This window comes from Longimonas sp. (genome assembly GCF_046498435.1).
Taxonomy (GTDB): domain Bacteria; phylum Bacteroidota; class Rhodothermia; order Rhodothermales; family Salinibacteraceae; genus Longimonas.
Genome location: NZ_JAWOAR010000290.1, coordinates 1 through 11,777, shown reverse-complemented (window position 1 = coordinate 11,777; position 11,777 = coordinate 1). Strand labels below are relative to the sequence as shown.

Genomic DNA, 11,777 nt, shown 5'->3' with positions numbered 1-11,777 from the left:
TTTCTATTGCAGCACACGACATCGGTTCGCGGATTTACGGGTAACTCATGCCAACTCCGCGTGTGTTGTTGGAGGGATGGAAGGTTGGAAGGTTAGAAGGTTGGAAGGTTAGAAGGTTGGAAGGTTGGAAGTGTGGAGGGGTTGGGGGATGTTGTAGTGCTGTGTCAACCCTCATTTTGATGGTTGTCCTGCAATCAGCCCCCACGAAGCCTGTCATGGTGAGCGGAAGGCGACGGAGCCCCGACCGCTGTCGGGAGAACCATCTCCTTGGCGTTCAGAAGATCCGGCGGGACAGGGGATCCTGCCCACCTTGGGGGAGATCTTTATTCACTGCGTTCATCAGTCGCTTCGCTCGTGTCAGGACTCCGCGTCTCCTTGGCGGAGCCGCTTCGCTCAAGATGACAGCATACGAACGGGGCACGTTGCAACCCAACCATTGACCTGTGACAGAGCAGTAGTGCTGTGTCAGGGATAATTTTTCGGGTGTTGTGTGGGTGTGGAATCCCTCTCTCTAAATCCCCCTCCTCTGAGCTACGGTGTATACACAACTGGTGCATCGCCAGGAGAGGCGGGATGCTGCCGCGTCCGCAGGTCATCCTGACGCCCCCGGCGGAAGGATCTCAACGCTTACCTCGCACAGGTGGCACGATGCCCGCATCTCCGGCCCCTCCCTAATGCCTCGGGCTAAGGGAACCCTCGAATCGGATGCCTATGGTCTGTCCTGCACGGTTGGCACGAGCCTCTCCATACCAGGCGCCCCTTTGCAGACGCCCCTTTGCAGGCGTGGCGGCATTGCTTCCCAACAGGTCATCCTGAGATGCTTCACTGCGTTCAGCATGACTACAGACGAGGGAGCACCTCACAATGCCGAACTGTTGTTCGCGGCCTTCTCGTCGCATGGCACAAAAAGCATGACCTTCGGCCCCCTCCGCCGTGCGACGCAGGATGTTCAGGGGCACTACAAGCATGACCCGTCGGGCCCCTCTGCCCCGCTAACTTAGCCCAGACACCGCCCGAGACGTCCGCTCGCTACCGGTTTCGGTCGGGATGCCCCATCACGACGTCGCCGTTGGCGCGCTGAAGGTGCGGGCGCGCTGCAAGATGCGGCGGTCAGCGCTAAAGCGGCCCTCGAAGTGGTCCACACCGTCCTGGCGCAAGCGATCGGCATGCTCGTCGAGGTAGGATTGCAGCGCCGCCTCATCGCGCACGTAGTACTGGAGCGTCCAGTGGCGGGGACCGTCGGGCGCTTCGTCGTCGGGGATGGCGTCGCCCGTTTCGGTGCGCGTGTACCAGGCCGCCCCCTCGAAGCCGTCGAGCTTCAGCAGTTCGCGTACATGCTCACGCAGCCAGGCGCTGTACTCGGTCGAAATCTCCGCATCAACCGTAAGGTTTACTTCGTAAATCAGCATAGACGTAGGGGTTGGTGAACAAAGACACGCTCTCCCCAACGAACGATCTGTAGCAATGTTGGAGGCGCAATATTGCGAATGCGGTGGCCAAGGCCTACTGCTGTATCACGCGTCAATAGTTAGATCGAACCGAGATAGGTACATGTGCCGTGCCGTCCCGAACAGTTCCCGCTGAACGCCAGGGAGATGGTTTCTCCCACAGGTTTGGCAATACATTCCGCACCGATACGCTTTCACCACGTAATATTGAACCACTACCTTTACCGGTCATCCTGAACTTGATTCAGGATCCAGTCTGCCTTGCCCCCGAATCCCATCTGATAGCCAAAGTTGGGCAATACATTGCCTATACTGAATCCTGGATCTCCGTGCCCCCTCGCCATCCCCGCCGGAGACGTCCGCGCCGAGCGGTGCTTCTCATCTCCGGCTACAGGCCCGTTTCCTCCATCGCTTTGGATTGACCGCGGCCTTTCTTTGTCGGGTACTGTGAGCCAAGGCATCTCCGCTATGCCGCAACCGCCACACGCATATTGCGAGCAGCCTGCACCATGTTGGCAAGCGCCGGTTTCACCTCGACCCAGCGCCGCGTCTTGAGTCCACAGTCGGGGTTGACCCAGAGCTGCTCTGCCTCCAGCACGTCGAGCGCCTTCTCGATAAGCGTCTCGATCTCCTCGACAGATGGCACGCGCGGCGAGTGGATGTCGTAGACGCCGGGTCCAATCTCGTTCGGATAGTCAAATCGATCGAACGCCTCCAGCAGCTCCATCTTCGAGCGCGAGGCCTCAATCGAAATCACGTCGGCATCCATCGCCGCAATCGAGTCGATGATGTCGTTGAACGCCGAGTAGCACATGTGGGTATGGATCTGCGTGGCATCGTCGGCACCAGCGGAGGCCAGCCGAAAGCACTCCACTGCCCAGTCGAGATACGCGCCCGCGTCGGCCTCGCGCAGCGGCAGCCCCTCCCGAAAGGCGGGCTCGTCGATCTGGACGGCCTGGATCCCGGCAGCTTCGAGGTCGGCTACCTCATCGCGGATGGCCAGCGCGATCTGCCGACAGGTGGACGCTCGCGGCTGGTCGTCGCGCACAAACGACCACTGCAGGATTGTAACTGGGCCCGTGAGCATGCCTTTCACCGGCTGATCGGTGCACGACTGCGCATATGCCAGCCACCGCACCGTCATGGGCTCGGGACGCGCCACATCGCCGTAGATTACGGGCGGACGCACACAACGCGTGCCGTAGCTCTGCACCCAGCCGTGTTCGGTAAACAAGATGCCCGTCATCTGCTGGCCAAAGTACTCCACCATGTCGCTGCGCTCCGGCTCCCCATGCACCAACAGATCGAGCCCAATCTCTTCCTGCACCGCCAGCGTCTCGGCGATCGTATCCTCCAGGAACGCCTCGTAGTCGGCGCTCAACAGGTCACCGCGTTTGTGGGCGGCGCGCTTCTTTCGGACTTCGCTCGTCTGCGGAAAGGAGCCAATCGTGGTAGTGGGCAGCAGCGGCAGATCCAGATGCTCCTGTTGCAGCACGCGCCGCTTCTCGTGCGGATGATCGCGGCGCTTCATGTTGGACGTGATCGAGGCGACCCGGTCTTGGACCTCCGGATTGTGGATGCGTTCTGAGTTCGACCGTTGCTCACGAGCCTCACGGCTGGCCGCAAACGCCGCCTGTGCATCAGCGGGCGCGCCGTTGCCCTGGTCGGCCAGCGCCGCAATCTCGTCCAGCTTCTGCACAGCAAACGCCAGCCACGGACGCACCTCGTCGTCAAGGTTCGATTCGGTGTCCAGATCGACCGGCACATGCAAAAGCGAGCACGAAGGCCCGACCTGCACGCGGTCGGTGCCAAGTGCGTCCACGGCCTGCTGCACCGTGTCGTGCAGCGCATCCAGATCAGCGCGCCACACGTTGCGTCCGTCGACCAACCCGAGCGAGAGCTGCATCGACTCCGGAATCTGATCCAGCGCCTCGGGGAGCTGCCCCGGGGCCCGCACCAGATCCAGATGCACCGAATCCACCGGCAGGTCGAACACCGTCTGCATGTTCGCGCCCAGCCGTCCGAAATAGGTGGTCAGTGCCAGGTCTACATCTGCGGCATTGGAGAGGGCATCATACGCCCGGCGAAACGCCCGGCGCTCCGCCTCCGAGAGATCCATAACGAGATGCGGCTCGTCCATCTGAACGGCAGATGCCCCCGCATCCGCCACGCCCTGAAGCACGTCGGCGTACACCGGCAGCAAGGCATCCAGCAGCTCGAGCACCTCGGCATGCGGCGCCTGCATTTTGCCCAGCAGCAGAAACGAGACCGGACCCAGCAGCACAGGGCGCGTCTCGATGCCCGCGTCACGGGCCTCAGTGTACGCATCTATCGCCTTCGTCGAGGACAGCGAAAACGTCTGCTCCGCGTCAAACTCCGGCACAATGTAATGATAGTTCGTGTCGTACCACTTCGTCATCTCCATGGCCGGGGCGCCTGCCGAGCCGGAATCGCTTGCATCCACCTCCTTCTCCTGCACGCCACGCGCCATCGCGAAGTAAGTATCCAGGTCAACGTGGTCACCGTCCCAGTCAAAGCGCGGCGGCACCGCCCCGACCATTGCGATGGTGTCAAGCACCTGATCGTAGAACGAGAAATCATTCGACGGGATGTGATTGATCCCCGCCTCCTGCTGTTGCTGCCAGTGGCGCAGGCGAAGCGAGCGCGCTGTGTCGTGGAGATCCGCCTGCGAGCGGTCGCCCGCCCAGTACGCTTCTACGGCTTTCTTAAGTTCGCGCTGCGCACCAATGCGTGGAAATCCAAGGGTCGAGGAAGTAATCATAACACGTAAGAAAATAAGGAAATAGAGGGAAAGCGAAAGATGATGCTTCAGGCACCATCCCTCACATCTTCGAAGCGCGTACCAGTCACGAGGTAACGGGCGGCTCGTCTGCAACAGCGTGCCCATCCGCAGAATCAGATGCGCGCAGGGCAGGCACCTGCGTAGGCGTGTCGTCGGCCCCGAGCGCAACCAGTGTGAATGAGCCAGTACACGCCAGAATGCGTTCGTACTGATCCATTGGCTCGATGAACATCTCCGTGCGCACACACATCGACGACGTGCCGGTCTGCACCACGCGCGCTACCAGCTCCACAATGGTGCCTTCGGGCACGGGCTGCTGGAAGTCGATCTCGCCAGTGTGGACGGTCACCACTTTGGCGCGGCACCAGCGCGTGGCACAGATGAACGCGGCCTGATCCATCCAGGCCATCGCCGAGCCGCCGAAGAGCGTGTGGTAGTGATTGGTGTCGCCCGGAAAGACGGCCCGCACCATACGGGTTTCCGCGGCGGTTGGGAGAGACGGAGAGGAAGCTGGGGCATCGGACATAAGCAGCGTATCCGCAAGTAGAAAAACCTTGAACACCCAACAGGCGCACAAGGCATCAGATACGCGAAACGCAGCGGCAGTTGGTATACGCGGTGTTCAACGTTGATACAGCGTATCCGTTGCCGCAACATGCGTGCGGATCATGCATCCCAGGACGCGTGGGTGCGACGACCGACACAATGCATCGGGCATCGTTGAGCGTGCGTCAAGCGGGCATTCGGACTTTCACCGTTGCGCGACAGCGCCGGAGTTCCACCGGACTTCCCCCGAGACGTCGCGTGAGACAGGCAACAAACTCCGCCTCACGCAACCGCCGTGCCACGACAACACAGCCTCGACGTGTATGCGGTACAAATGATAACGCCCCAACGCCTCCAGTGTCAAGCGAAACCGGACACGATCCGGTAACGAGGCTTCAGCGTCCGAAACGACGATCTGGGACGGTCCGCCACCCATCAACCGCATCTTTTTTGATGCACAGAGCCGCCCCCGGATGCAGCCTGCCTCCTCGTCGCATGGCTCCGCCGTGGTATCTGCATTTGGCAATAGACTTCAAGTAAGCAGAAGAAGAGAAGTAAGCAGAAGAAGAGCACTCCCTTTCACTCCAAACTTCCTTCTCCCCCGGGGAGGTACCTGTTTAGCGACTTGTAGCCCGGGACGCGTGCAGTTCCGATAGCATTCGGCTCATAGGGCACCGGGGACGCAAGCGGTCCCCGGCTATGGAATTCCCTTAGCCCAGGATCAGGAGCGGAGCGCTGGGAGCACCGCGACCGAGTACTCCTGGGGTGCGGATATCCCGGGCGATCATTGAGGCCCGCTAAACACATACCGGGGAGAAGGTTAGAATGCGGGGATTATCGCCCGCCACAAACTCACCCACAAACGCGTCAGCGATAAACGGCCTGGGGGAGTGCTTACGTCGAACGTTACGCCCGTTCAACCGTCGAGGCAGATGGGCTGTGTTCTTGGAAGGGAGGCCCCCTCACCGTTGCTTCCTCTCTCCCGACGGCTGTCGAGAAGAAGGAGACTTACCTTGCGGGGAACCTTGGCTTGCAGGGAGGTTCAGCAAAGCAGAGCCCCATGCGGAAACCGAATGCGGTCTGCACCGAGTGCGATGAGCACGGCCAGCGTCCTGGGCAGCACGTCGCTAAACACGTACCCTTTTCCAAGGGGAGCTGTCCACAAGATCACGCCTTCGGCGAAGCTCGGTAGACAAGACGGGGCCAAAGCGGACTACGATGATGTAGCCCACATGACAATCACTTACCATTGAACCGCTACCGAAATGCCTTATGCTGTAGCTGCTTCGGCGCTTTCGGGCGCCGCCTGGTCCGACTCGGGAAGCCCCTCGCCATCCGGTCCGGCATTGTACTGCTCTCGGATGTTTGGGTAGGCGGTCTGAAACATGTCATTGACCTCTTCGACCTCACCGGTTTGATGCTCGGCGCGTGCTTTGTGCAAACGCACGCAGGCCTTCCACACCGCCCGGCGCAGGTTCCACTTACGCACCGAGTAGGCAGCACTTCGGCGCGTGCCGTCGCCCTCCAGCCAGCTTAGCTGAACGTACGGCTTTGAGGTGCCGCTGCCGTCGTCTTTCCAGCAGAAGTTCAGCCCAATGACTCCGGTTTTGGAACGAGCTTCAGCAGATCGTCGCACCGGGTCCATCGGATCGGGCAGCTCCTCAATGAGCTCATCGCGATACGCAATGGCTTCTTCGAGCGCCTCGTCTTTCCCCCCGTAGCGCTTGTCCGAAAAATACTTCGTGTGCTGCTTCTTCTGCCGCTTGATACGTACCTGCCAACCGTGGGTGGGATGACGATCCGGATTATCAGCAGTGGGTTCGATGTCGATCCGAAATATATTTTTAGGTTTGTCGCTCATCGTCGAATCCGCTATGAGAAGGTGAGAATCTATATTACGGCTGTACGAGCGGACACATGTCGCCTGTGCACCGTCGCCTGTGCGCAAGCGCATGCCGTGCCAACTGCATATCTGTTGCAATAACGTGACGATTTTTAGGACCAAAGTAAAGTCGGCATCGCAACCTTTCTCTTTTTGCGTGCGAAAAAGCAACAGAATGAAGTGGATATGCGATGAATGCATCTTCCCGCGTATCAGCCCGATGACTCTGTTGTAGGGCACGTGTTGTGGGGGATGTGACGTTGTGCAGGCTGCCCTGCTTGACGGGGAAATGGGCTTCTCCAGGCAGTTTCTTTATGGGCCTGTTTTGATTTTTTACTTTGGGCTCCGGGCGGCTCCGATGGGCTGCAACCCAAAACCCAAACAGGCTCTCCGGCTTTCCTTTCCACGCAAAAAGCTCCCGACCTGCCCGCTTGATAGCGAAGCCCACCGGGAGCCTGTGTTAGACGACCCGTCTGCGGGTCGCGGCGAAATGGATCTGCGGTTTACAGCAGTCCTCGGCTCTTCGTCCAGTCGCGGAAGCCATCGACCAGTTGCTCGAACGAGTCCATCACGAAGAGCTCATCTTGCAGGTTGTACACTTCGTAGTCTTTCTCCGTAATGTGCGCCGGGTCAAAGGGATGCGTGGTCACTTCATCCGAGAGCGCGTGGGTTACCTCTTCGTTCGAGGACACAATGCCTGCTCCGAAGAGACGCGTCTCGTCCTCTTCGTGAAGCAGCCCAAACTCGACGGTAAACCAGTGGAAGCGCTCCAGGCGCGGTCGGTCGGCCCCCTCAGCGTTGAGGGCAGCCTTACCGAAGAGCTGATAGAAATCAGCAAAGTCCGGCTGCGTAAGCATCGGCATGTGGCCGAACATGTCGTGGAAGCAGTCGGGGGCCGGCGTATAGTCGAGCTCGTCCCAGTCGCGCACGTAGTCGGTCGAAGGGAATTGGCGGTTGGCCAATAGCGTAAAGAAATCCTTCTCATGCAACAGCCCCGGAATACGGGCGACCTCCCAGCCCGTTTGTTCGTTCAGCTTGCGGCTGAGCGCGCTCAGCTTGGGGATGCGATTGGGCGTAATATCGAGCACATCGAGGCCGCGCATGTAGGCGCCGCACGCGCGCGACGGCAACTGCTCCAGCTGGCGCTCGACAAGCGTCCCCCAAATTTCGTGACGGTCGTCGTCGTAGTCGGGGTAGTCGATCTCATCGCCCACAGGGGGGGACTCTTCCAAGTTCTGCGGGATGCACCGCGGATCAACCTCCTGGCCGTCCGCAGGAGCTTTCTCGTACGCCGACTGTTCGTCGGGGGCCGTGTCAGATACCGGTTCTGCAGAGGCGGTATTCGAATCCATAATAATCCTTGCTCCTTCAAGTGGGGTGGACGATACGAACGGGGCGAAGACCACACGCTGGAACCGCTTCCAACCTGGGCGCGGCGTAACGGGGCCCTCGTGCCTATGCCATGGTCCGGTACATGCACGTGTTTTTTGTACAGATTAGGCTTTGGCATAGTCGTTTCATGGTATGCCCAGATAACGCAGATGGTTCTTTGCTGCTGCTCTATCGGACAGATTTCGGCTGCATTCCGTACACTGCATTCCGTACACTGCATTCCGGTTCGCTGCTCTACGGCTTGCGATGCACTTGCATGACCTTGTATACCATCCTGGTTCGGCTTCTGCGGGTCATCAACCGCCTGTACTTTGTAGAAGTACGGTCTACCGGGCGTGCTCATGTGCCCGATACAGGCCCCGTGCTGCTGGCGGCCAACCACCCCAGCTCGATTCTCGATTCTGTACTTATGAGTACAGCGCTTCCGCGCCCGATCCACTATTTGGCCCGAAGCGGTCTGTTTCGCATCCCCCTGGTAGCATGGTTCTTTCGGCAGATGGGGGCCATCCCGATCTATCGCTCGGCGGAAACCCGCCATGCCAGTGCGCGCAATCGAACAGTATTCAACCGAGTGTACGAGCTGTTTGAGTCGGGGGGATGCGTGGGTATATTTCCAGAAGGACAGAACTCGCCTACAGCCCAAGTGGCCCCCTTGCGTACCGGCGCAGCGCGTATGGCGCTGGAGGCTGAGGCGCGCAACGACTATGCGCTCGGGCTTTCCATTATCCCCGTAGGTATCAACTTCGAAAGCCGCGAGTTGCTCACGGCAGCGGTACTCCTCCACTTTGGCGCGCCTATCTGCGTGGCTGATTATGGCGCGTTGTACCGCACCGATCCTCGGGCCGCTGTGCAGCAGCTTACAGCTGATATTCAGGCCGCGCTACGCACGCAGGCCGTTCACATTGAAGACCGCCAGGCAGGGCAACTGGCCGAAGATCTGTCGGAGATATTGCAGACTGCGGACACCCGCAAGAAGCAGACGCCCGCCTCGTCGGAGTCTCTTTCATACGGGCAACGCGCACTGCGTTGGCTCATGCAGTGGTACTGGCGTACCACGCCCACAGACAGTGCTGCCTTTGAACAGCGCATGCTGCATCGCGCACGCATCTACGATGTGCTACGCTGGGCTGTGTCTCATGCCCCCGATGCCCTGCGCGATCTTCGAACGCGCGTGGAACGCTACAAGGATCACGCAAGCCAAACCCGACTGCGCTACGTGCTCTCGCACTCATTCGCGGAGCCGCACGAACGCTTGCTGCGCCTGCGTATGACGCTGTATGCTGTGTTGATGGCTCCCGTAGTCGCGTTTGGCTTTGTGCACAATGCCGTGCCGTACCTGAGCACTAAACTCACGGCCCGGCGCTTCGACAACGAGGCTGTGCGTGGGTTTGCGTACTTCGTGCTGGGCATCGCACTGTTTGGTGCCACGTACATGCTCATTGGCATTGGACTGTGGCGCTACACCGACCTGCACTGGCTCCAGCGAGTTGCTTACGTGGCACTGCTCCCCCCAACGGGCTTTGCCGTTCTCAGCTACCGCCGCACCCTCGTGCTCTATCGCGATCGTATTCTGGTGCGTACGGCGTTCTGGAAGCATGAGGACCTGGTCACCTTTCTGCGCGAGGAGCGTGTAGCCATTGCCCAGCGATTTCGGGCCCTCCATGAACGCTTCGCCGAAGCCTCTTCGTCGGCCTCATAGCAGTCGGTGCGCATGCAACCCTATTACCAACAACGGTTAACACCAGGAAACCATACCACACGCATTCCCCCAACGGCTTATGGATCTTGGCATTGCAGGTAACACCGCTCTCCTCACCGCCTCCAGTAGCGGACTCGGCAAGGCGTCGGCAATGGCGCTGGCGCGCGAGGGCGTGAACGTGGTCATCAACGGACGCGACACGGCCAAACTGGAGGCGGCTCGCGAAGAAATTGAGGCGGAAGCACTCGGCGAGGTGATGGCGCATCCGGCGGACTTGACCGACGCGGAGGCCCTCGAAGGACTGGTGGATGCAACACTCGACACCTTCGGACGGCTGGATCATCTCGTAACCAGTGCCGGGGGCCCGCCGAGCGGGGCGTTTTTGGATACGGATGACGCCGACTGGTACGACGCCTACGACCTGCTCGTGATGAGTGTGGTGCGGCTGGTGCGGCACTGCGCCCCGCATCTGAAAGCTGACGGCGGTGGCACCATCGTCACGATCACATCGCGCAGTGTGAAGGAGGCCCTCGATGCGCTGGTGCTCTCCAACTCGGTGCGGATGTCGGTTATCGGACTCGAAAAGACGCTCTCGAAAGAGCTGGCCCCCGAGGTGCGCACCAACGCGGTGCTGCCGGGCGCACACGAAACCGCCCGCATCCGCGAACTCATTGCGCAGGCCATGGAGCGTGGCGACTACGACAGCTACGAGGAGGGCCTCGCGGACTGGGGGGCGGGCAATCCGCTGCAGCGCATTGGCGATCCGATGGAGCTGGGGCACACGGTGGCGTTTTTGTCGTCGCCGCTGTCGGGCTACATCAACGGCGCCGCCATTCCGATTGACGGCGGGTCGGGGGCATCCAACCTGTAGCATCTACTCTGTTCCCGAACGAAGGCCGGACGCATGCCGTACACAAGGCATCGTTCGCTGCACACGCCACCGGCTCCGCCTTGTGCGTGTGCTCTGTATTTGGCTTGGTGATTCACCATGCGCGACTATCTTCTTTCAGCCTGGGTGTGGACCTCCACGGCGCTGCTCCTGTGCGCGTGGCTGCCGGTGATGGCAGTGGTACGTCTTACCGACCGCGATCCGGCCCTCCACCGCAGTGGCTATTCCCTTCGTATTCTGGGGCGGATGATGACCTATTTGAATCCGTTCTGGAACGTTGAAACGCAAGGCGAACTGCCCACACCGCGCCATCCGTACGTGGTGGTGAGCAACCACCTGTCGCAGGCCGACCCGCCGGTGGTATCGCGGCTGCCGTGGGAGATGAAGTGGGTCGCGAAGAAAGCGCTATTCGATCTGCCCGTAGCAGGCTGGCTGCTGCGCATGTCGGGCGATATCTGCGTGGACCGGCGCGACTCCGAAAGCCGCAGTGCTGTAATCGACAAAGCCCGCCACTACCTCCGGCACCGGTGCAGCGTAATGCTATGCCCTGAAGGCACCCGCTCGCGCGACGGGCGCGTACACTCGTTTGCCAGCGGCGCCTTTCGGCTCGCAATCAACGAAGGCGTACCGGTGGTGCCCATCGCTGTGGATGGCACACAGGACGCGCTTCCCAAGCACAGCCTCGTCTTTCGCACCAGTCCGCAGACCATGCGCGTAAAGGTGCTCCCGCCGGTCGATCCGGTCGCCGAGGGGCTTACCGATGTCGATGCCTTCCGCGCACACGTACGGCGTCAGATTGTGGAGCAGATTGCCACGTGGCGTGGTGTCGATCCGGTTCAGGTGGATGCAGAGACTTCAACGCCTGAGACGACGTAATGGCGCAGCTCCGACGCTCTGTATCCCCCCTATACAATCCGTCTTTGAGGTGAAGCTGCGCGGCTACACGAGCATAGCGAGGCGGCGCGAGGGCCGCGTTACGGCCACATAGAGCAGGGCATGCTGCTCGGGCCCCCGACAGACCTGCAAGTCGCGGTAGTCCACAAAAACGGTGTCGAAGGTAGAGCCTTGCGCTTTGTGTACGGTGGAGGCGTAGGCGTAATCGACCTTGGCGAACTGCT

9 protein-coding genes and 1 riboswitch are annotated in these 11,777 nt (G+C 60.5%); of the genes, 3 read left to right on the top strand and 6 right to left on the bottom strand.

All coding sequences use genetic code 11. The features are described from left to right. Positions 1 to 1,055: 1,055 nt before the first annotated feature. From R6U20_RS11290 to R6U20_RS11270, 5 genes are all read right to left on the bottom strand, one after another. Complete coding sequence (locus R6U20_RS11290) at positions 1,056 to 1,409, bottom strand: DUF4286 family protein (protein WP_410337961.1); 354 nt, start codon at positions 1,407 to 1,409, stop codon at positions 1,056 to 1,058. A 505-nt stretch (positions 1,410 to 1,914) separates the two neighbouring features. Further along, a complete protein-coding gene (gene metE, locus R6U20_RS11285) occupies positions 1,915 to 4,230 on the bottom strand; it encodes a 5-methyltetrahydropteroyltriglutamate--homocysteine S-methyltransferase (RefSeq protein ID WP_410337960.1) in 2,316 nt (771 codons plus the stop codon). Positions 4,231 to 4,315: 85 nt separating this feature from the next. Then, positions 4,316 to 4,777, bottom strand: coding sequence for an acyl-CoA thioesterase (locus R6U20_RS11280; RefSeq protein ID WP_410337959.1), 462 nt, complete (start codon positions 4,775 to 4,777; stop codon positions 4,316 to 4,318). A 190-nt stretch (positions 4,778 to 4,967) separates the two neighbouring features. Further along, positions 4,968 to 5,074: riboswitch (cobalamin riboswitch) on the bottom strand. Between the two features lie 993 nt (positions 5,075 to 6,067). After that, positions 6,068 to 6,658, bottom strand: a complete 591-nt coding sequence (locus R6U20_RS11275) for an AP2 domain-containing protein (protein WP_410337958.1) — start codon at positions 6,656 to 6,658, stop codon at positions 6,068 to 6,070. Positions 6,659 to 7,182: 524 nt separating this feature from the next. Continuing rightward, complete coding sequence (locus R6U20_RS11270) at positions 7,183 to 8,031, bottom strand: phenylalanine 4-monooxygenase (RefSeq protein ID WP_410337957.1); 849 nt, start codon at positions 8,029 to 8,031, stop codon at positions 7,183 to 7,185. Positions 8,032 to 8,327: 296 nt separating this feature from the next. Here R6U20_RS11270 and R6U20_RS11265 point away from each other — a divergent pair, with 296 nt between their 5' ends. The 3 genes from R6U20_RS11265 (at position 8,328) to R6U20_RS11255 (ending at position 11,535) form a co-directional block, all read left to right on the top strand. Further along, a complete protein-coding gene (locus R6U20_RS11265; RefSeq protein WP_410337956.1) occupies positions 8,328 to 9,770 on the top strand; it encodes a lysophospholipid acyltransferase family protein in 1,443 nt (480 codons plus the stop codon). 79 nt (positions 9,771 to 9,849) lie between these two features. Continuing rightward, the gene (locus R6U20_RS11260; RefSeq protein ID WP_410337955.1) at positions 9,850 to 10,641 is read left to right on the top strand and encodes an SDR family oxidoreductase; all 792 of its coding nucleotides are present in this window, start codon (positions 9,850 to 9,852) and stop codon (positions 10,639 to 10,641) included. A 117-nt stretch (positions 10,642 to 10,758) separates the two neighbouring features. After that, the gene (locus R6U20_RS11255; protein WP_410337954.1) at positions 10,759 to 11,535 is read left to right on the top strand and encodes a lysophospholipid acyltransferase family protein; all 777 of its coding nucleotides are present in this window, start codon (positions 10,759 to 10,761) and stop codon (positions 11,533 to 11,535) included. A 63-nt stretch (positions 11,536 to 11,598) separates the two neighbouring features. On the opposite strand, the gene R6U20_RS11250 is transcribed toward R6U20_RS11255, so the two are convergent. Next, a partial coding sequence (locus R6U20_RS11250; protein WP_410337962.1) for an ATP-binding domain-containing protein occupies positions 11,599 to 11,777 on the bottom strand: 179 nt, incomplete at its 5' end.